The following is a 20,289-nucleotide window of genomic DNA, read 5'->3' as shown; positions in this document are numbered from 1 at the left end:
CTATGCCATTTAATCTTTAAATAAAAATAATGAATTAAAAATATTAAAGGATGATATATAAAATGAAAAAACTTACTTTATTAGCTGCACTGGGTTTAGGTATGGCAAGTGTATCGGCGCAGGCTGCCGTAGTAGAGTGTTTGATAAGTGGTACACCTACACCTCAAGAGTTTACGCCTCAGTTTTGCTCTAGCCAAGCTAGCTCGCCTGCGACCGAGGTCATATTTAGGCTTACGTCGAGTAAGCCAATTGCAGAAGTAACGTGGAATTATAGCGGTACTTCTGGCCGTTGGGATTGCAGAAAAGGCCAGTACTGTGTATTTAGCAATAGCACAAGAGAGCCAAGTGGCAATGCAGAAGCATGTGCAACACGTGTTCTCTACAAAGATGGTACATGGGAAAACTTAAACTCTTGTGCATACGGTATGTTCTGGTATGGCAGCGGTCCTGTGATCACGCCGTTCACACATGATGTAACTGAAGAGCAATTAAACGCAAGTTCAGAACAATTTTAATTGAGTTAAACACATAGACTTATTTGTTTAATTTATAGAATAAAAACAGTGCTTTATAGTGCTGTTTTTTTGTTCTTTATATTTTAAATTGCTTATTGGTTTTATATTTTAAATGCTTTTTAACAATTGATTTATACTGGTTCTTATTTGTTAGAAAAATACCATGTCATCATTATCATCAGACAAATCTTTTTCAACTGTGATAGATTCGAGATCGTCAACCAACTCATTCAGCAAACTAAGGCTTTTGTCATCTTCTCGTTCTTTTAAATGCTCTTTTATTTCTTGAATGATTGAGTCCATATGTTGTAGTTTAGCTATTTCATTTAATCGAATATCAATAGCTTCAACAACATAGTGAAATATATCGACCAAAGACCCTTTACTATAGCTATCAGTAGGCATATTTTTAACAATAAGCTCCGCTTGCTGATATTTAAAAAATGTAGATTGACCAAATGATTGAACATTGGCGCTGTTTACTTCTAAATCGTTAAATAGCTCAAGCTCCATATCACAAATTGCTTCATCATTATTTTTAAAGTGATACTCAGTTCCGTCGGTTAGCTTCAGACGCGCAATGTAGTCTAGTTCCCAACTTTCCATTAATGAGGATAAATAGCCAGAAAATTTGCTGATATCATTGAGATTGAGACATTGACGATAGAAGTGAATAAGGGCATTGTGATCTAACTGCGTTCTAAATGTTCTATCAGTTTGAACTTTAGAATCATTTTTCGCGTGCTTTAGTGCGAGTAGACGATTAGCTTGATAATCCAGTAAGCTATCCAGCTTTAGTTTTAACAGCTCTTTTGAAATGTCTTTTTGAATATAATTCTCTGCGCCAGCCTCAAAGGCACGAAGTCGCCACTCCAAATCTGTTTCTCCACTAATGAACACTGTGATAGTGTCTTCCTTTTTGGGGGTATTTATACATCGACAAAACTCAATGCTGTCGCCATCTGGTAAATAAAGATCGAGTAGGTAGATGTCGAACTGCTGTGTTTTAATGGCCTCATTAGCGGCCTGTAGGTTTTTACACCAAGTAAATTGTGCTTTATCGCTACCTAACAGTTGTATTAGTTTTGCGTAGACATGATTATCTTCGACTAGGAGCACAGAGAATTTTTTCATGGTGGTCTGCCTATCGGCATCGTTTCGTTAAGTCTTGATATGTAAGTATGTGCGTCAATACGCCAAACGCAATATTTTAGTTTAGACGCTAAAACATTGCGTTTAAGTCTACAGGTCATTTTTCTTGTTAAATAAGTTGGTTTTATTTGTAACATTTGTGTGTTTTTCACGGTCTGCATGATAGCGCAAATTAAAATAAGGAAAATCAACATGTTTGAGCTACTCACTGATGTGATAAGAAACTTTTATATTTTAAGTTTAGCTTTGGCGGGTATATTGTGTTTGTTACTTCTGCTTTCTAAAACGAAAACGCTCGCATGTAGCCTTTTGAGCATATGGATAATGTTATTTATGGCGGAACTAGCGCAAGTCGCTTTCGTCATGGCTGACTTCATGACTTATGAGAACTATGTATCTTTTGACCCCTTCTATGGGCTAGTTTTTTATTTCTATGTACGCTTTCATATAGAAGCTAGAAAAGTCTCTTTCGAAGATGTTTTTCACCTATTGCCTGTTTTTGCAAGTTACCTGTTTAGCATGACCTGGGAATTCTGCTTTGGTGTGATATGTGCGTTATCTTATGCCGTGTATATATTGCGTTACCTGAATTCTCATAAAACAAAAATATCTTTTTCAGGAACGGGTCGCCAATATGATAATTATGCTTGGTTAGTTTTTATGGCCCGTTTTCAGCTGATATGTTGGGTGTTTACGTTATTATTACTATCTGTAAATGATATTTTTTCCATACCTATTAGCAAGCTGATCACACTTGCCAGCTATATTCCTATGAGTTTTTGGTTGTTTTATTTGTCTTACTTCAATCAAATAAAACCACTTTATGTACAAGGCGTATTGGCAGAGCCGATAGCGAAGGCACAGGCAATAAACTCACATCAAAATGAGCAAATAGTTCATCAGTTAAAACTGTCGATGCGAACTGACAAGCTGTTTTTAAACCCTCAGTTAAGTATTTCGGAACTAGCGGAACATATTGATGCCACGACTGCTGAGGTGTCCAATACACTCAATATGCACCTCAAGATGAATTTTTATGACTTTGTAAACCGATATCGCGTTGATGAAGCAAAGTTGCTGCTGTGTAATACGCAGCATAAGGTTCTAGCTGTGGCCTTTGATGCGGGATTTAATAGCAAGTCCACGTTTAATAAGTTGTTCAAATCCTATACTGGGTTAACGCCGAGTCAATTTCGCAAAGAAAAGTGCGGTTTGTTTGATGATGACAAGGGCAGTGGGTACCGTCGTGAGCTTAGCCATCTTTTAGTTGAATAATTTGAGTGGTCTAAAAAATAAGCCATCTTTAGGGATGGCTTAGACCGAACAATGATATAGATTGTGCCTAATAAACTTATTGATTTGAGAAGTAGTTACTTCCCGCTCTGTAGTCGTGCTTGCCTGATGTAGCGCGTTTGAACCCGCCTGCAACTGTTGAAGCTTCACCATTTGCTTCATTGAAGCGCCCGCCCAAGACGACCGCAGCAGCATTGCCTGATTTGTTGTCACTTCCGCCTACGACAACTGCATATGGCGCGTTAGCGGTTGTTTGGTTGAATTGACCACCACTGATAGAAGAGGCGATACCGTAGGCCGTATTGTGACGACCACCAACGATGCTTGCCAGTGGCGCATAAACTCTGTTTGATTCGCCACCCGAAATACTCGCCCATGTTGCATCGGAGTAGATGGTGTGATTAGTGCCGCCAAATATGACGCCATGATTTGCTTCAACAGTGTGATTACTGCCAGACATTATTGCCGATGCATTACCACTGATCTGGTTGTTTGCGCCAGCAATCACGGCAGATTGACCTGTTACGGTGTTGTTTTGTCCTGTAAGTAATGCGCCAGTAGATTGAAAGCTGTGGCCATCGCCTAAAATCACGTTGTGAGAGCCGCTGTGGTCAAGTTGCGGCGTTTGACTTCCATAGCGCACTGCATTGTATCCGAGAATTAAATTTCCGACGGCGTTGGCTGTGCTGACGCCATTTTTCTTATGTGTATAACCTGTACCATTTGAAATATGTAAGTTGCAGCCATTAATAACTAAAGTATTACCAACTTTAGTCATACACTGTAGGATGGCGCGCAGTGCTTGCTCCTCATTGATAGGGTCGTGGTCGTGTGAACTGGCAATAGTTGCGCTGCTCAGCAGGCTAAGGCTCATTAGTAGTACTGATTTTTTAAAGTTAAACATGTTGTAGCTCCAAAATATTTTTTATTAGATTATTTTTCTGAGAAGAAGTAGCCAGCTTGAAAGTCATCTTGGCCATTAACAGTTCTACTAAGACCGCCACCGATACTCGAGGTGAAACCATTGGTGCGATTGAACTCACCACCTAAAACAGCACTGAGCTCGCCATTGGCCTCATTATTACGGCCGCCGGTGATACTGGAGCTTGGACCCTGAGTAAAATTATTTTGTCCGCCTAAAATCATAGAGCTTTGACCTGTTGCTGTATTGTTTTCACCACCATAAATAGAAGCAAAGAAGTTACTTGCCGTATTGGATTTACCTCCAGCAATCAACGCAAAGTTATGAAAAGCAGGCGTGTGATTTTCTTGACCGCCTAATATCACCGAGAAGCTTGACTCAGCAACGTTTGACTCGCCACTCCAGACTGCGCTATGAAAGCCTGATACATGGTTATTTGCGCCTGCAACTGAGGTTGAGTTTGCAAAGGCAGCGTTGTTGTCACCTGCAATTACAGAGCCCACGGAGGTATACTGGTGACCATCTCCGATCACAAGGTTGTGCGAGCCTGTCGCAACTCGCTGCGAAGGTAGGGTCTGCGCGTTATAACCAATAATGACATTTCCTTTGCCATTTTTTTCTACGTTACCCGCAGAGCCGTTAACAACTTGAACATCACATCCTCTTACTACCAGCGTGTTGTCTACTCTTTCCAAACAAGAAAGAATGTCAATTAAAGCTGTTTGCTCTTGCTCAGTAAGCGCTGCATGGGCATTTACAGAAGCTGCCGATAGCGCGATAAAAGCGAATTTAGATAGTGTTTTCATTTTAGTTATCCTTCTAATTTATTTTTTAGTCGTTTGAGTTGGTTGCGTCAGCTCGATATGGGTCTTGAGAATTGAAGACGCCAGCTCTGAATTCGTGATCTGTTGTTGTCTGGCGCTCAGCTCCACCTGCAATGGTTGAACGGAACCCTTTTGCGATGTTGTTTTGCCCACCTAATATGGTGGCTGCTTCTCTGGCTGCTGTGTTGAATCGACCACCAGCAATTACAGTTTGTTGTACAGTTGCAGTATTGTCTTCACCACCAAGGATGTTGGCTTGTAGTGCTTTCACTACTTTATTTCTTACACCACCTGCAATAGTGCTGTATTGACCGTCTAGATCATTGTGTTGTCCGCCCAAAATAACCATAGCATGGGAGAATTGGTCAGAAATTGTATTACTGTTGCCTCCTAAAATTCCGCTTTGAAAAGCTAAGTTTTTATTGCCCAAACCACCTGCAATTGTACTTCTAGATGCGTTGCGACCCTCTGCTAACCCGCTAGAACCAGTTACAAAACTAGAGGGGGAGTGAACGGTATTGTTCGTCCCAGCAATGAAAGATCCAGAACGTGTATAGGTATGGCCATGGCCAATTACTAAGTTATGAGAGCCAGAGGTAGAAGCTGTAGGGGCTGATGGGGCAGAAGCACCATTATTGTAGCCAATGATTAAGTTGCCTGTACCATTGTTTGAGCTAGTCTCACCAAGTCCATTGGTGATTTGCAAATTACAGCCATGAATATGGACTGTGTCATTCGACTGCGATAGACAGCCGAGTATGCTTGATAACTTTGCCTGCTGATCTGGTGTGAGGTGATGGGCACTTGCAGTGATAGAAATGCAGGACAGTCCAGTTACAATGGCCATTTTTTTAAATGTGTTCATTTTAATTACTCCGATTTTAGGTTTTTCTACTTAGCTAATGTCATTAAAAAATGATTAGCTTGTTGAGTAGGTGTGCTTGTTTGCTAAGCACTGGAGCCACTTTATCGAGATAGTTTGAGCTGAGCGTCCATGTTTATTTAAATGGACTCTTTAATTACATTATTTTTTTAATTTATTGATTTTAAAGGTTAGATCTTAGGTGTGTATTAATGTGGACTAAAAATAGAGACTTTCCATAATATATTTGGCTGGCTTTATATAGAAACCCTTGGTTAAAGTAAGAAGTGAGTAGTCAAAAGGAGTAATTATGATTAGACCTGATTTTCTATATCTCACGTGCATAGTTGGAATTTCATTCAATACATCGGCGACACCTAGTTTTTCAGACTTTAGTGATAGGGTAGATATACCGAGTGCTAAATCGGTAGCGATTGAAAATACAACACAAAGCCGTTTTAACGACTATTTAGACATCAAGCATCATCAAAACAACTCTATCGGTGCTGTGTATTCAGCGCTTACACCCGATGAGCAGATAAAATATAAGTATCAAAAAGGCATTTTACGCAGAACAGTCACGTTTGAGTCCCTGCATAAACAAACTTACGATGTTACAACCTCATCTGGCCAAGTAGAGAAGCATACATACTATATTTTCTGGGAATAAGGGGCTGTGGCAGAGGCTGTACCAAAAAAGCGATTTGCTGTTAAGGCCAGTTAAGCAGCAAACCGCATAAAAGCTAGATTAAGTTAAGCTTAATCACATCCTTTTTGAATAGATGTTGTCCACACTCTAACTACAAAGTCATTGTAGTCATTGTCATTTTGATCTTCCCAATACTGTTTATCACCGTAAGCTGAATAATTGGTAGTCAGCTGGTTATTATTTCCATTGATTGCCAAAACGTAGTTGTAGTTGGCACCGACAAGTACATCATAGCTACCTGAACCACCATACTCATCAAGCAATTTCACATAACTGCCATTAACCTGCACGCCCCAATCATTGTTATATGCGGCACTTTCACTGATAAATTGATAGTTGATCCGGGTGTAATCGTCAGGGACACATGCTGGATCATTGTCCAAAACAGTACCAGGTAAAGAGGCTGAGCCAGTTACATTTTGATCGGCCGTAGCCTGAAGGGTAAATGTCTCGTTATCCTCATGATCTTGGTCATCAAGCGCATTTACAATGATGCTTGCTGTTGTATCACCACTGGCAATAGTGACGCTGCTAGCACTCAAACTAACATCGCTCGCACTAGTTGACCCGTGGACTATGTTTAGATCAATCGTAACATCTTGATAGTAGTCATTGCTTAGAGTGACTTGATACTCCAACTGACCACCTTCATTGGCTGAGTCTGTTATCGCTTCTAATGTAAATGATGGCAGTGGATCTGTTTCGCAAGTCGGCGTGGTATAGCAGGCAACCGCGTTGTCTGTATTTGTCGCTAAATCGTTAAGACGAACTGGAACTGTGGCTAACAGGCAGGTATTACCAGACTGGGGGTTTAATTTATATAATTTGGATTTGTTGACATGACCATAGTCATTAATTAGCGTGCGGCTGACCACGATTTCACCAGCTTGATTCAACGTAGCACCCGTTGCGGCTGTCAACGAGTGATTTGCGAGTTTAGTCACGTCATAAGTGTTTCTGTCTATTTGATAAACAGATCGGCTGGTGATCAAGTAGAGGTTGCCGTCTTGAATAACCAAGTCACCTCTAAATTTACCTTTCAGTGATCCTAAAGCACCTAGCTCAGTTGCAGCTCCAGAGTTTTTATTAATTTGGTACAACTTTTTAAAGTCAGTTCCAAGCAACACATCGTTATCCGCATCATACACAAGACTGAGTACCTGACTTGTCCTGTCAACGATAGTATGTGAATTGGTGTTAAAGTCATAATACGCTAAACGCAAGTACTTGAACCGACTTCCTTCTATCGGCAAGTGTTCCTTTTGCTCTGCGGTGAGTGCCAATCCGCTAACGTCCACCTTGTATTCGATGGGTCTTGGCGCAGAGATGTAGTACATTCGTTTGCTTTGACTATCATAAGCAAGCGCTGAAGCACTAAATTCGGCGAGGGTTTGTGCATATGCACTGTTGTTTTGCTCATTTAAGCCAAATAAGATCCCCACATCGCCACGACCAGCGTTGATGCCAAACAATTCACCGTGACAGGTGTTGGCAAACCCGAGGGAGGGCAATGACGCAGTTGCGAGGGTTAAAATGGTTAGTGATGTTTTTAGCATGGTAACAAACTCTGTTCGGTTTATCCTAAGCAAGCTAATACAACACAAAGTAATCACACATCTACGTCCACTGTACGACGTGCATTCTTAGTCCTTCGAGACAGACGCTTCCATTATTATCTTTGCAATCTAATTGTATCATGTCTCCTTATGAACAAAATTGCAACAATAAATTACGACAAATGGATGAAAATTATATCTGACTATTTGTTTTTCTGAGATTCCAAATAGTTAGGCAAGAGTTCGTCAACAATTAATTTTGCCGGTAATGTGTAGCGCACGCCCTGAAACATCACTGAAGTATGTTCATCTATGCCAGTGATGCCTGTTAGTGTCCAACCTTCCCCTTTTTCCGGGCAAAGTACCTTGGTAGTGGGGGGGATGACTTTAAATTCTGAGTTTTTTTCCGCCATATTTTTTTCTTCACTGGACTTTCAAATAAGATGGGGTAGTTTATACCAAAATAATAAAAAATCGACCAATTAAACCCAATGGAACTACTAACACAGAGACTTACATTGCGCGTGGTTTCTTATCGAGACAGCAATGTACTATTGCAGATCTTAAATCATCCTAAAGTGAGCCATTACAATGACTATGGCAAATCACTGACCCTACAGGATATCAAAGCAATGATCCAAAGCGATTTGGAGCTGTTTTACCAAGGCATTGGTGTGCGCTTTATACTATTGAAAGAAGGGAGTGTAATTGGGTCGATAGGGCTGTTTGACTATCAACAGAGCAGTGCTGAAATATCTATGGGTTATGAGTTATCACCGGAGCATTGGAATCAAGGCTATATGAGAGAAGCAGCAACTTGCTTAATTAACTCGCTGCATCATATCTTGCCGAAAGCGCTAATTGCACAAGTTAACGCGAAAGTTGCGCCAAAGAATGTTCGGAGTATTAATCTTCTCAAATATTTAGGCTTTGAACACAAGCAAGATAAATATAGGTTAAACTTGAGTTAAAAGCCTTTTTAATATTTATAAACCTTTTTTGCTGTATAACGTAACGCGATCTGACACCAGAGTCACAGTGATATTTTTGGTCTCGTTACCCCAAACACAATTAGTATGCAGCGTCTTTTCTTCACATGAGTCTGCAGAACCGAGTACTTGTTCCAATTCAGCTCGTTCCATACCTACGGATATTTTTTCATAATTTTCTATGTTCACTTTTGAACATGCTGTAAGTGAAAGCAAAGCAAGCATAACGCAAAATTTTTTCATGCTGTCGGTCCTGTTAGTGTTTATATTTTCTTATTTGGAAAATAATCCCCATTTTGGGGTGGTCTAAATAGTGTATGTCACCACTGTATACACGTGTGAACTGTGACATTCTCGCTGATTCTAGCTCACCTGAGTCGGACAGGTAGCGATAATCAAAGTTACTCGTCACATATAAATAGTGGCGAATATGAATTTTCATTGTGCCGTCTAATTCCCAGAGCGTTTCTCCGCCAGATTTAATACTTGGTTGCGGTGCGTTATTGAGCAAACTAATGAAGTTATCGCTGGGCTGTGCGCGATATATATAACTGGCTGGTTGCGCGAATTTTTTACCACCGTATACAACAACATTGGGCGCTCGTTTTTTACTTTGATCTGGGAATCGCCAACCAGTGTGTAATATCGCAGTATGTCCTTTACGTTCTAGTTTTTTTCTAATCGACTCGAACTTAAGCTGCTCTGGTGCAAGTAAGTACATCGACTGCATGTGTTCTAGAGGTTCGCTGACAGGCACAACGGGTAAAACGTCATACTTTTGAACGTAGTTGATGTCATCATCGCAATACCAAGAGCTTTGAGCTGTGGTAAATTGCTCTGTTACACTGCGCGGGTCATAGTTGGGGTTACCTGCTAAGCAGGCCTGATGGCCAACATTGTTATAGCCTTGTGTTAGCAAATCCAAACGCTTGTTATTTGGCAAAGGGGGGGTCTCAATGGAGAAATCCTCTCTAATTTGCGATGCATCTTTTTGCGCAAAAGCGATGAGCTCTACTTCAAACCAGCGCACTGCAAGTGCAGGCATTGTCGCTGTGGACAATGCCGCCAAAAGTCCCCATTTAACTAAAGATTGCTTCATGCAACAGCCTTTTTCTGAAAGTCATCCATCATGGCGTTAATGAGCTTTAAGCGCTCTTGACCATTTTTTTCTTCTATATTAAAGCGTAATTTGCTCGCGCCTTCCATACGATATATAGCAGGGTTGCTTTGTATCAACCCGATAATGAACGTTGGGTTAACACTGGTATTATTACTAAATTCAAAGTAACCGCCTTTCGGGTTGGCTTCTATTTTCTGGATACCAAGCTGTTGGGCTTTGCATTTGAGTAATTGTATTTCAAAAATGTTCTTCGCAGCGTCAGGTAGTAAACCAAATCTATCTATTAATTCTACTTTCAATTCATCAAGCTCGTTTTCAGACGCCAAACTGGCAATGCGTTTGTACATACTCAAACGGATGTTGACATCGTGAATGTAATCATCCGGCAACAGTGCTGGGATTTTAAGGTCTACTTCACTTTGCTGTTGCAGCAAGTTTTCTAAAGTTGGCTCTTTGCCATCTTTAAGCGCTTGGACTGCTTGCTCTAACATCTCCATATATAGCGTAAATCCAACTGTTTGAATTTGACCACTTTGATCATCACCTAAAAGCTCACCGGCACCACGGATCTCTAAATCGTGGGTCGCGAGGGCAAAACCTGCACCTAAGTCCTCAAGAGACTCGATGGCTTGCAGACGTTTCACAGCATCTTTGGTTAAGCTTTGGCTATTACGAGTGAGTAAATAGGCGTAGGCTTGGTGATGGCTTCGGCCAACTCGACCACGCAGCTGGTGCAGCTGAGCCAAACCTAATTTGTCAGCACGATCCATAATGATGGTGTTGGCCGATGGAATATCAATGCCCGTTTCAATGATTGTGGTACACACTAAAACATTATGTTTTTGGTGATAAAAATCACTCATTAAGTGTTCAAGTTCTCGTTCACGCATTTGACCATGCGCCACAGCAATATTTGCTTCAGGTACCAATTGCGCTATATCGGCTGCTGTTTTTTCGATGGTTTCTACGTTATTGTGTAAAAAGTACACCTGACCACCACGCTTAATTTCACGCAGAATAGCTTCTCTGATCAGCTCGTCATTGCGCTCGCGTACAAAGGTTTTAACAGCAAGGCGTTTCGCTGGTGGAGTCGCAATAATGGACAGGTCTCGCATTCCACTCATCGCCATATTTAGCGTTCTCGGGATCGGGGTTGCCGTGAGTGTTAAGATATCTACATCTGCTCTAAGCTTTTTGATTTTCTCTTTTTGACGCACACCAAAGCGATGTTCTTCATCGACTATAAGCAAGCCTAAATCTTTAAACTTAATGCTTTCTTGGATCAGCTTATGCGTACCAATTACAATGTCTATCTTGCCACTTTCAAGCGCACTGAGGGTTTCTTTTTGCTCTTTTGTACTGTTGAATCGTGATAAAACACCAACCTCTATTGGTAAGTCTGCAAACCTGTCTTTAAAGTTTTCAAAGTGTTGCTGAGCAAGTAACGTCGTTGGAACGAGCACCGCAACTTGTTTGTTGTCGTTGATGGCAACAAACGCGGCACGCATTGCCACCTCAGTTTTACCAAAACCTACATCACCACAAACCAACCTGTCCATTGCTTGGTTAGTTTGCATATCACCAATAACGGCCTCGATAGCATTGCGCTGGTCATCGGTTTCTTCAAATGGAAAGCTATTGCTGAAATCTCTGTACGACCCACCATCGAGTTTAAACTGATGGCCAGGCTTACTTTGACGTTTGGCGTAAATATCCAGCAGCTCTGCGGCAACATCTCGCACTTTTTCAGCGGCTTTGCGCTTGGCTTTTTCCCAAACATCAGAGCCTAATTTGTGCAGAGGTGCAGAGGCTTCTTCACCGCCTGAATAGCGACTCAACATATGAAGAGAAGATACTGGTACGTAGAGTTTGGCATCACCTGAATAAATAATTGTCACAAATTCAGTTGCAACACCCGCAGCATCTATGGTTTGCAATCCAAGATAACGTCCAACACCATGATCCAAATGCACAATAGGCTGGCCTTCTTTTAATTCAGCCAAGTTTCTAATTAGCGCATCTTGGCCTTGCTCGTACTTGTGCTTACGGCGTCTGCGCTGGGAAACTTTAATACCAAGCAGCTCTTGCTCGGTAATTAAAGTCAAAGGCTGTTTGCCATCGAGAAAAACTGAAGCCTCTAGAGGGCTCACAATAAGGCCTACATCTGTTCGGCCTTTAGCGAATTTTTCAAACGATTCGAACTCTTTTAATTTTAAGCCTGTGGGTTTTAGTAGCGTAAGTAGGGACTCTCGTCGACCGTCTGATTCAACGCTAAAAAGTACTTTGCCTTTTTGCTTTTTTTGGGCTGTTATATAGCTCAAAATAGCATGGTAGGGATCAGCTTGTTTGTGGTCAACGCGGACATCGTCAATAAGCGCAGAGTTTACATTGGTGTGGCCCGCTTTTGTTCCAAGTTGCGCTTCACTCAATCTAATTCTTGGATAGTGAGAAAATGATTCAAACAAAGATTCGACATTGAGGTATAGCTCTTTTGGTTCTAAAAGAGGCCTAAGAGGGTCGACTCGGCGGCTTTCATATCGTTTGCTAACATCCAACCAAAAATCACCTGCGGCATGCTCTATGTCTCCAAGGTGCATAAAAACGGCGTCATTAGGCAGGTAATCAAAAATAGTTGCAAGCTTGTCATAAAACAGCGGTAAGTAATATTCTATACCTGCTGGCCAATTGCCACGCGTAACTTGCATATAAATTGAGTCTTGCTCAGAGCTGGCACCAAATGTCTCTCGGTATTTTATGCGAAATCGCTCAATATCTGCGTCATTGGTCGGGAATTCATGGGCTGGTAATAAGTCAATAGACGAAATAGTGTCGCTTGAACGCTGGCTTTCAATGTCAAACAGGCGAATGCTATCTAACTCGTCATCAAAAAAGTCTAAACGGTAGGGGTGTTGGCTGCCCATGGGATAGAGGTCAATAATCGAACCTCGCACAGCAAATTCACCATGCTCCATCACCTGTTGTACATTTCGGTAACCAGCTTGTGTTAATGTTTCTTTTAGACCCTGTGCATCAAGTGTGTCACCTACTTTAAACTGTAATGCATTACCATAAATAAACTCTGGTGGCGCAGTTCTTAGCATTAAGGTTGCAACTGGAATTAGGAGCACGCCTTGCTGTTTTTTACGTAGTGCATTTAAACTCGCCAAACGTTGAGAAATAATATCTTGGTGAGGAGAGAAGTGGTCATAGGGTAGGGTTTCCCAGTCGGGAAATACCATTACATTGTCTTCACCGAGTAGATAACCTAGTTCGGTTTCCAAGCGCAGTGCACTGGGGGTATCTGGCGTCACCAATACAACGAGTGAGCTGTTGTTCTTCACGCTCTCGCTTACGGAAATTGCCAAACTACTACCTAGTAATTGACCCCAATGGATTTTATCCTTTGCCGATTTTACCCAAGGTAGCTCATTCCACTGCACTAACGCCATTCTTAACTCCTAACTACTTAATCTCTGTATATTTTACATAGGTCTTGGTAATGATCTATACGTCTGTCACGCAAATATGGCCAAATGCGGCGTACAGATTCACTGCGCTGCTGGTCGATGTCGACGACCAGTACTTCTTCTTGGTCTTCAGAGCCATGTATTAATAATTCACCTTGTGGGCCAGCTACAAATGAGTTGCCCCAGAACAATATACCGTCGCTTTGGCCGCTCGGATCAGTTTCGTGTCCGACTCGATTAACACTAAGTACTGGCACGCCATTTGACACCGCGTGTGCTCTTTGTGCAATCATCCAAGCGTCTCTTTGGCGTATTTGCTCTTCTTTATCATCTCGAGGATCCCAGCCGATGGCGGTCGGGTAAATCAATAATTCGGCACCAGCCATTGCCATAAGCCTTGCACCTTCAGGGAACCATTGGTCCCAACATACAAGCACTCCTAATTTACCAACAGAAGTTTGAATTGGCTCGAAACCTAAATCGCCGGGAGTAAAGTAGAACTTTTCGTAAAACCCTGGATCATCTGGAATATGCATTTTCCGGTATTTGCCTGCAATTGACCCATCTGATTCGATGACTACCGCAGTATTGTGATACAAACCCGTCGCGCGTTTTTCAAATAACGAGGCAACTATCACAACGTTTAACTCTTTTGCCAGCGCACTAAATGCATCTGTACTTGGGCCTGGTATAGTTTCGGCTAAATCAAACAGGTCAGTGTCTTCAGTTTGACAAAAGTACAGGCTGCGATGAAGCTCTTGTAAAACCACAAGCTTTGCGCCTTGTTGGGCTGCCTCTCTGATTCCATTGATTGATTTTTCAAAATTGCTTTCAAGGTTGTCGCTGTTACTGTGCTGAACAAGAGCGACCTTCAAATTATTATTGCTCATTTGGATCCCTATTTAAAAAACCTTTAGGAAGTTGCATGGTAATACAGTGTAAACTACCGAATTGGTGAATAATGGGCAGACAGTCGATACCAATGATAGTGCGCTCAGGGTGTGCTTTTTGCAATTGCGTAAGCGCCAAAGCATCTTTCTCGTCACCATATATTGGTAGCAAAACAGTTTCATTGATTATCAGGTAGTTTGCGTAAGTTGCTGGCAAGCGCTCGTTTTCTGTATTGTATTTCGCTTTAGGCCATGGCAATGGTACTAAATTGTATGGCTTACCTGTCGGCGTCACAAATGTTTGTAACTGAGACTCCATTGCTTTGAGAGCACTGTAATGTTCGTCTTCCTCGTCATCACATTGCACGTAAACAAGAGTGTCATTTGGCGCAAACCTAACTAAAGTGTCAATATGACTGTCTGTGTCGTCGCCACACAAGTAGCCGTGGTCAACCCATAAGAATGATTCAGCGCCGAGTTCTTGAGATAATTTTTCCTCAATTTGCTGTTTATTCAATTCTGGGTTTCTATTTGGGTTAAGTAAACACTCGGAGGTAGTGAGCAGTACTTTACGTTCGTTGATTTCAACGCCGCCACCTTCAAGAACAAAGTCGACTTTTTGTATTCTGTTCTTCTTATCAGTAACTTGTCGGCAGAGCGCAGTATTGATTTGCGTATCCAGGTCGCTTTGGTATTTATTACCCCAGCCATTGAAGACAAAGTCTTTGATGTTGAGCTCACCTTGGTCATTTGCTGTAGTCAATGGACCATGATCTCTCGCCCATGTGTCATTGCAAGGTGCATCTACGAATACAACTTGTTGCATATTGATACTCGCATCTAGGAGTAGGGTGGTGATATGTGCCTTGAGTTCTGAACTATGCGCGACTATAACAACTTTTTGAATTTGGGAGATTTGCTGACATAGCGCGACATAAACTGGTTCAACTTGCGCCAGTATGTCTACCCAGTCAGTTTGCTTATGTGGCCAAGTGACCATCACCGCGTCTTGCGGTGACCATTCTGGTAATAACGTAAAACTCATGACAATTTATTGATTTTTGATTGCTAGGGGCTAAGTGTATCACTGCACAACGCTGTGTCAGCTATTTTGATCACTTTCGTTATCTGATTGACGCTTTTTTAGTTGCCTAGTTTGTGCGTGTAGACTTGCTCTAACCAACAATTCTTGATCAGAATCTCTTATTTGGGTAAATGCCAAAGTATATTGTAAGGCTTCGTCTTCCTGTTTACTTATTTCTATAATTTGACTATAGCAAAAGATGGCACTGGCTTCGTGCTGTAGAAAAATTTTTGTCCTAAAGTTTTGGCCAATTTGAAACTTTTCAGCCGTAGTCACTTTAATGCCACCACCACCGTAACTATCACAGTAACTGCTTTCATCTTCAGGTTGTTCATTTGCCAAAATATGGCTCATGATCAAGTCAATTTTTCTAGATTGTGCTTGTAAATATGCGGCTAAGTCGGATGCGACATCACCGAGGTTACGCAGTGGTCTCAAAGCATTGAGATCGAGTTCGTTAATTTCGTTAGCGAGTCTAAATAATGGTGGGATAGCGGCTTCAAGTTGTGCTTGGTTTTTAGGCACCATATTTTCTTCAACTGGGAACAAGTTGATTTGGTTTGTCTCTTCTATTTGAAAATACTGTTCAAAATTTTCTTTTAAGTTTGTTTGCATTTATATGTATGCCAATATTCAGTGTAGCTAGAGTAGCAGTGTCTTATTCTCTCCACTCTAGCTATTTAAATCAAGGTGTTAACCAGTTTATACTTTAAATTGCTCTAACATTTCCTCTTGTTTCGCGATTTTATCAACTTGTGATTGCATTGTATGATCTACAACCTTTGCTTCATCAACCACAGTGTTGGATAAATTGCGTATTTCTGAGGCATTATGGTCTACGGCTTCAACAACCGCTTTTTGCTCTTCAAGCATGCTTGCAATATTTACATTGAGCTCGACGATATTGTCTATTGACTCTCTGATCGCATGCAAAGCGTCTTTTGTTTCTTGTGCCTTGACGACTGTTTTTTCGACAATTGTCTGACTTTGCTTCATGACGCCCACTGCATTTTCTGCGCCCGATTGAAGTTGGTCGATCATCGTTTTTATTTCAGTTGTTGCTTCTTGTGTCCGTTGGGCAAGTGTCCTAACTTCGTCAGCAACAACAGCAAAACCACGTCCTGACTCGCCAGCTCTGGCGGCCTCAATTGCGGCATTTAAGGCCAGTAGATTGGTTTGTTCTGCTATACCATTAATGACAGATAAAATCTGTTCTATCCCTGAAGAAGATACTTCTAACTCATTGACGACATCAACGGCACGTTCTATCTGGGATGACAACTCACCAATTGAGTTTGTTGATTGTTCAACAATCCCTTCGCCGTCTTGTGCAAGGCCATCGGTAGTTTTAATGGCTTCCGCCGCTTGCTGAGCGGTGTTCGCAACTTGTTGTTCGGTATTTGACATATTGGCAGTGGAGTTAACTAGCGAATTTAACGACTCGAGCTGTCTTTGGATGGCTTGAGTTGCGTGGTTTGCACCGGCAGAAGTCTGTTTGGCATCTGCGAGCACCTCGTGTCCCAAAGTCTGGATCTCTGCGATGATATTTTGCAGCCTTGATGTGAACCGGTTAAAGTTCTCTGCTAAGTCTGAAAACTCAGGTTCGCTCGAGGCTTGTAGCCTTGCGGTTAAATCAGCATTGCCCCGTGCGATATTAGACATTGCAGAGTTTATTGCTTCCAAAGGTTTGAGCAGAATATTGATCACGTAAGAAAGAGCTAAGAAACTTGCAATAACCGCGATGATAGACACAACAGTTGCATTGTATGTGAGAGTTTCCATGGCGGAAAACACTTTTTGTTTTTCAAGTGCGACACCAACATACCATTCGTATCCTTCTACAGCTTTAAACATAACAAGATAGCTGACGCCATCTATCTCAATTTCTTGAGAGGACTCTCGAACGACAGTATCCCCCAAAAATGTACGAGCTGGTTGGCCATTGAGTGAAATATCAGGGTGAGAGATGATGCTGCCATTAGAGCTCACCATAAATGCGAAGCCTGCATCAAACAAATTAAAGGAATTTATCATATTACCCAGCTTGGCTAGGCTGACGTCGTAAAATATAGCGCCATCAAAATTATTGCCTTTATATACAGGAGCACCAATTGATACGACAATTTCACCGCTGACCGCATCGGCATATGGATCCGTAACAACTAAGGTCCTTGCCGACTTGGCATCTTTGTACCAAGGTCTTACTCTTGGGTCCCATGTTGAACCCGGGTCCCAATTGGGGTCGCTGGCGACATATTTGCCACTGCTTTCTTTTCCGTACCCTATTAAGAGAAATTCTGACGTGAGTTTAGGTTGAGATATCATTGGCCTAGCGTCTTCAAGTTCGTTGACTTGAGAAACCAAACCAGTTGTAAGTGCAGCAAGGTTCATCGAGCCTTGCATTTGAGCTGTGACAGTATTACTGATCCCTTGGATCACTTCTTCCATACTATGTGTGACTTGTTGTTCTAAATTTTCTTTAAGCAGGAAGTATTGCTTGACTGAAAGCAAAAATAAGGCAAGCACTAATACACTAGCAGAAACGGCGACTACTTTATATTTAAACTTCACTGAACGTCTCCCGGATATGAGCTTATTATTAAAGGTAAATCATAAGCGAATAGTTGCAATGATTTCCTTTAGTTTAAAGGATTTATTTACAAATTTGCGACAAAATTATCAAAAACCGAGAATTTAGGCTGATTCTAATGAGCTATACAACTCATCTAACTCATCTTCAGACATATTAATAAAGTCTAAAACTTCATCACTGATAGCATGCCATTCTGGGTCTTGTTCAATAGAAGCAGTATTCTTAAATATGAAGTTACCATGGCGTGCAAGCTTTAAAATTGAAAGCAGCTCAAGGGCAATACCATCTAGCTCACCAGAGCGATAGATACCATTGGCATCGTGCTGATAGTAAATCACGTTTATCATGGGTTTTGGTAATTTCCATTGCTGGGCCAATAATGCCCCTATTGTTGCATGACTGGTGTTGTACTTATTGAATTCAAACTCAGTGGCTTTAGTCCACCCGTCAGATTTAGCAACTGCTAAAACTTCGTTGTAGTCTTCAAAATGCACGCACAGCAGTGGTATACCTACTGTATGAAATAGACCTAACATATATGCATGGTTTGCTAAAGCAGGCTTATTGAGGCTTTGACAAAGTGTTGAGCACAACTGGGCAATGTCACTTTGCTCAGACCAGAAGTTATCAAGTGCGGCTGGTGTATCCACAGTTGCTTTGACTGCAACAGCTTTTACAAGTGGGATCAACCTTTTTAACCCTAAAATCATAATGGCTTGTTCTAACGATTCAATTTCTTTACTGCGTCTAAATGCAGCTGAATTGACCACCTGTAATATCGCGGCACTGATTGCAATGTCACTTTGTAAAATTTGCGTAATTTTACTGATATTTGGTTCTGCGGATTTTGTTTCTTCGGAAAACTGGACTAACGCTTCTGGGCGCGGAGGGATTGAAATAGACCTAAGGATCTGTTTTTCTTGTTGGGTCAAAGATATGGCCATAACTTCTCGCTCACTGCATTATCTTATACAAATAAGAATAGCCAAAAATTATAAAAAACGAGAAAAATAGAGAAATGGCGACAAAGCACTCTTGAATGAAAATTAAAAAAGGCCTGCAAAGTTGCAGGCCTTTTTACTATTCATAGCTGATCGCGATTATGCGTTTTCAACAGCTGAACGAGGCTCAACAAATTCCATATTGAAACCTTCAGCAACTTCTTTACAAGTTACTTGGCCCTTAAGAACGTTAAGACCATTTAGGAAGTGCTCATCAGAAAGAAGCGCTTCTTTGTAGCCTAGGTTTGCAAGCTTGATGATATACGGCAGAGTTGCATTGTTAAGTGCAAAAGTAGAAGTACGAGGAACCGCACCAGGCATGTTAGCAACACAATAGTGAACAACATCGTCAACAATGTAAGTTGGCTCAGCGTGCGTTGTTGCTTTAGAAGTAGCGATACAACCACCTTGGTCGATAGCAACGTCAACAATAGCGGCACCCGGCTTCATTGCTTTGATATGATCAGCTGTTACTAGCTTAGGCGCAGCTGCACCTGGGATTAGTACGCCACCGATCACAAGGTCAGCTTCAACAACATGCTTCTCAAGTGCGTCAACAGTTGAGTAAATTACTTTAGCTTGGCTACCAAACTGCGCGTTTAGGCTACGTAGAACGTCGATGTTACGATCTAGGATAGTAACGTCAGCACCCATACCTACAGCCATTTGTGCAGCGTTACGACCAACCATACCACCACCGATAACGACAACTTTAGCTGGTTCAACACCTGGTACGCCGCCTAATAGCATGCCGCGACCTAGATTTGATTTTTCAAGCGCTTGAGCACCAGCCTGAATAGACATACGGCCAGCAACCTCTGACATAGGTGCTAGAAGTGGAAGACCACCACGTGCATCAGTTACAGTTTCGTATGCAATACAGATTGCGCCGCTCTTAATTAGATCTTCAGTTTGTGGAAGATCTGGTGCTAGGTGAAGATAAGTGAAAAGGATTTGATCTTCACGTAACATTGCACGCTCAACAGCCTGTGGCTCTTTTACCTTAACAATCATTTCAGCTTTTGCGAAAACGTCCGCAGCTGTTGGTAAAATTTCAGCACCCGCTTGGATATAATCTTCATCAGTGAAACCAATGCCGATACCAGCACTTGTTTCAACAATAACCTGGTGGCCGTGGTTTATTAGTTCACGAACACTTGCTGGAACCATACCAACACGGTACTCGTGGTTTTTAATCTCTTTAGGTACACCAATAATCATAATAAATCGCCTCAAAGTAAGAACGGATAACATTTTCGACTATTATAATTATGCAAAGCTAGTGTGTCCTACCTTTTTTGTGCTATTTTAA

The 20,289-nt window shown here is 41.6% G+C and carries 19 protein-coding genes; 4 read left to right on the top strand and 15 right to left on the bottom strand.

The annotated features are described in order from the left end of the window. The first annotated feature begins 62 nt into the window (after positions 1-62). Positions 63-515: a hypothetical protein gene (locus QNM18_RS01085; protein ID WP_284136059.1), complete on the top strand. Its 453-nt coding sequence runs from the start codon at positions 63-65 to the stop codon at positions 513-515. Between the two features lie 150 nt (positions 516-665). Here the strand turns inward: QNM18_RS01085 and QNM18_RS01080 are convergent, their stop codons facing one another. Next, complete coding sequence (locus tag QNM18_RS01080) at positions 666-1,649, bottom strand: response regulator (protein WP_211012241.1); 984 nt, start codon at positions 1,647-1,649, stop codon at positions 666-668. A 210-nt stretch (positions 1,650-1,859) separates the two neighbouring features. Here QNM18_RS01080 and QNM18_RS01075 point away from each other — a divergent pair, with 210 nt between their 5' ends. Next, positions 1,860-2,942 carry a helix-turn-helix domain-containing protein gene (locus QNM18_RS01075; protein WP_284136058.1) on the top strand — a complete coding sequence of 361 codons (1,083 nt, stop codon included), beginning with the start codon at positions 1,860-1,862 and terminating at the stop codon, positions 2,940-2,942. A 76-nt stretch (positions 2,943-3,018) separates the two neighbouring features. Here the strand turns inward: QNM18_RS01075 and QNM18_RS01070 are convergent, their stop codons facing one another. The 3 genes from QNM18_RS01070 to QNM18_RS01060 are packed head-to-tail and all read right to left on the bottom strand — an operon-like array spanning position 3,019 to position 5,571. Beyond that, positions 3,019-3,864 (bottom strand): hypothetical protein, encoded by an 846-nt coding sequence (locus tag QNM18_RS01070; protein WP_284136057.1) that lies wholly within the window; start codon positions 3,862-3,864, stop codon positions 3,019-3,021. A gap of 29 nt (positions 3,865-3,893) precedes the next feature. Then, positions 3,894-4,688: a hypothetical protein gene (locus tag QNM18_RS01065; protein WP_284136056.1), complete on the bottom strand. Its 795-nt coding sequence runs from the start codon at positions 4,686-4,688 to the stop codon at positions 3,894-3,896. A gap of 25 nt (positions 4,689-4,713) precedes the next feature. Continuing rightward, complete coding sequence (locus QNM18_RS01060; RefSeq protein ID WP_211012237.1) at positions 4,714-5,571, bottom strand: hypothetical protein; 858 nt, start codon at positions 5,569-5,571, stop codon at positions 4,714-4,716. A gap of 307 nt (positions 5,572-5,878) precedes the next feature. On the opposite strand from QNM18_RS01060, the gene QNM18_RS01055 reads away from it, so the two are divergent. Further along, positions 5,879-6,238, top strand: a complete 360-nt coding sequence (locus QNM18_RS01055; RefSeq protein WP_284136055.1) for a hypothetical protein — start codon at positions 5,879-5,881, stop codon at positions 6,236-6,238. 89 nt (positions 6,239-6,327) lie between these two features. Here the strand turns inward: QNM18_RS01055 and QNM18_RS01050 are convergent, their stop codons facing one another. Further along, on the bottom strand, positions 6,328-7,833 hold the full coding sequence (locus tag QNM18_RS01050) for a hemolysin (protein WP_284136054.1): 1,506 nt from the start codon (positions 7,831-7,833) through the stop codon (positions 6,328-6,330). Between the two features lie 203 nt (positions 7,834-8,036). Next, a complete protein-coding gene (locus tag QNM18_RS01045) occupies positions 8,037-8,246 on the bottom strand; it encodes a hypothetical protein (RefSeq protein ID WP_211012234.1) in 210 nt (69 codons plus the stop codon). A gap of 78 nt (positions 8,247-8,324) precedes the next feature. Here QNM18_RS01045 and QNM18_RS01040 point away from each other — a divergent pair, with 78 nt between their 5' ends. Beyond that, positions 8,325-8,804 carry a GNAT family N-acetyltransferase gene (locus tag QNM18_RS01040; RefSeq protein ID WP_284136053.1) on the top strand — a complete coding sequence of 160 codons (480 nt, stop codon included), beginning with the start codon at positions 8,325-8,327 and terminating at the stop codon, positions 8,802-8,804. A gap of 15 nt (positions 8,805-8,819) precedes the next feature. Here the strand turns inward: QNM18_RS01040 and QNM18_RS01035 are convergent, their stop codons facing one another. The 9 genes from QNM18_RS01035 to ald all read right to left on the bottom strand — a co-directional run bounded on the left by QNM18_RS01035 (position 8,820) and on the right by ald (position 20,198). Continuing rightward, positions 8,820-9,065, bottom strand: a complete 246-nt coding sequence (locus tag QNM18_RS01035) for a DUF3862 domain-containing protein (RefSeq protein ID WP_211012232.1) — start codon at positions 9,063-9,065, stop codon at positions 8,820-8,822. Between the two features lie 13 nt (positions 9,066-9,078). Beyond that, positions 9,079-9,921: a CsiV family protein gene (locus tag QNM18_RS01030; protein ID WP_284136052.1), complete on the bottom strand. Its 843-nt coding sequence runs from the start codon at positions 9,919-9,921 to the stop codon at positions 9,079-9,081. Continuing rightward, positions 9,918-13,391 (bottom strand): transcription-repair coupling factor, encoded by a 3,474-nt coding sequence (gene mfd, locus QNM18_RS01025; RefSeq protein WP_284136051.1) that lies wholly within the window; start codon positions 13,389-13,391, stop codon positions 9,918-9,920. The genes QNM18_RS01030 and mfd overlap by 4 nt, the downstream gene beginning before the upstream one ends. 17 nt (positions 13,392-13,408) lie before the next feature. Beyond that, positions 13,409-14,299 (bottom strand): carbon-nitrogen hydrolase, encoded by an 891-nt coding sequence (locus QNM18_RS01020; RefSeq protein WP_284136050.1) that lies wholly within the window; start codon positions 14,297-14,299, stop codon positions 13,409-13,411. Next, positions 14,289-15,344 carry an agmatine deiminase family protein gene (locus QNM18_RS01015; RefSeq protein WP_284136049.1) on the bottom strand — a complete coding sequence of 352 codons (1,056 nt, stop codon included), beginning with the start codon at positions 15,342-15,344 and terminating at the stop codon, positions 14,289-14,291. The genes QNM18_RS01020 and QNM18_RS01015 overlap by 11 nt, the downstream gene beginning before the upstream one ends. A 57-nt stretch (positions 15,345-15,401) precedes the next feature. Then, positions 15,402-15,998 carry a PilZ domain-containing protein gene (locus tag QNM18_RS01010; RefSeq protein WP_211012227.1) on the bottom strand — a complete coding sequence of 199 codons (597 nt, stop codon included), beginning with the start codon at positions 15,996-15,998 and terminating at the stop codon, positions 15,402-15,404. Between the two features lie 87 nt (positions 15,999-16,085). Then, a complete protein-coding gene (locus QNM18_RS01005) occupies positions 16,086-17,954 on the bottom strand; it encodes a methyl-accepting chemotaxis protein (protein ID WP_284136048.1) in 1,869 nt (622 codons plus the stop codon). 123 nt (positions 17,955-18,077) lie between these two features. After that, a complete protein-coding gene (locus QNM18_RS01000) occupies positions 18,078-18,920 on the bottom strand; it encodes an HDOD domain-containing protein (protein ID WP_211012225.1) in 843 nt (280 codons plus the stop codon). A 156-nt stretch (positions 18,921-19,076) separates the two neighbouring features. Next, positions 19,077-20,198 (bottom strand): alanine dehydrogenase, encoded by a 1,122-nt coding sequence (gene ald, locus QNM18_RS00995; RefSeq protein WP_211012224.1) that lies wholly within the window; start codon positions 20,196-20,198, stop codon positions 19,077-19,079. Positions 20,199-20,289 lie beyond the last annotated feature (91 nt).

This window comes from Pseudoalteromonas obscura, from assembly GCF_030135505.1.
Taxonomy (GTDB): Bacteria; Pseudomonadota; Gammaproteobacteria; order Enterobacterales; family Alteromonadaceae; genus Pseudoalteromonas; species Pseudoalteromonas obscura.
The sequence above is the reverse complement of the archived record's forward strand: the minus strand, read 5'-3'. Positions and strand labels throughout refer to the sequence as shown.

Coding starts and splice junctions, on each gene's coding strand:
- QNM18_RS01085 (WP_284136059.1), top strand. CDS start 63: ATGAAAAAACTTACTTTATTAGCTGCACTGGGTTTAGGTATGGCAAGT.
- QNM18_RS01080 (WP_211012241.1), bottom strand. CDS start 1,649: ATGAAAAAATTCTCTGTGCTCCTAGTCGAAGATAATCATGTCTACGCA.
- QNM18_RS01075 (WP_284136058.1), top strand. CDS start 1,860: ATGTTTGAGCTACTCACTGATGTGATAAGAAACTTTTATATTTTAAGT.
- QNM18_RS01070 (WP_284136057.1), bottom strand. CDS start 3,864: ATGTTTAACTTTAAAAAATCAGTACTACTAATGAGCCTTAGCCTGCTG.
- QNM18_RS01065 (WP_284136056.1), bottom strand. CDS start 4,688: ATGAAAACACTATCTAAATTCGCTTTTATCGCGCTATCGGCAGCTTCT.
- QNM18_RS01060 (WP_211012237.1), bottom strand. CDS start 5,571: ATGAACACATTTAAAAAAATGGCCATTGTAACTGGACTGTCCTGCATT.
- QNM18_RS01055 (WP_284136055.1), top strand. CDS start 5,879: ATGATTAGACCTGATTTTCTATATCTCACGTGCATAGTTGGAATTTCA.
- QNM18_RS01050 (WP_284136054.1), bottom strand. CDS start 7,833: ATGCTAAAAACATCACTAACCATTTTAACCCTCGCAACTGCGTCATTG.
- QNM18_RS01045 (WP_211012234.1), bottom strand. CDS start 8,246: ATGGCGGAAAAAAACTCAGAATTTAAAGTCATCCCCCCCACTACCAAG.
- QNM18_RS01040 (WP_284136053.1), top strand. CDS start 8,325: ATGGAACTACTAACACAGAGACTTACATTGCGCGTGGTTTCTTATCGA.
- QNM18_RS01035 (WP_211012232.1), bottom strand. CDS start 9,065: ATGAAAAAATTTTGCGTTATGCTTGCTTTGCTTTCACTTACAGCATGT.
- QNM18_RS01030 (WP_284136052.1), bottom strand. CDS start 9,921: ATGAAGCAATCTTTAGTTAAATGGGGACTTTTGGCGGCATTGTCCACA.
- mfd (WP_284136051.1), bottom strand. CDS start 13,391: ATGGCGTTAGTGCAGTGGAATGAGCTACCTTGGGTAAAATCGGCAAAG.
- QNM18_RS01020 (WP_284136050.1), bottom strand. CDS start 14,299: ATGAGCAATAATAATTTGAAGGTCGCTCTTGTTCAGCACAGTAACAGC.
- QNM18_RS01015 (WP_284136049.1), bottom strand. CDS start 15,344: ATGAGTTTTACGTTATTACCAGAATGGTCACCGCAAGACGCGGTGATG.
- QNM18_RS01010 (WP_211012227.1), bottom strand. CDS start 15,998: ATGCAAACAAACTTAAAAGAAAATTTTGAACAGTATTTTCAAATAGAA.
- QNM18_RS01000 (WP_211012225.1), bottom strand. CDS start 18,920: ATGGCCATATCTTTGACCCAACAAGAAAAACAGATCCTTAGGTCTATT.
- ald (WP_211012224.1), bottom strand. CDS start 20,198: ATGATTATTGGTGTACCTAAAGAGATTAAAAACCACGAGTACCGTGTT.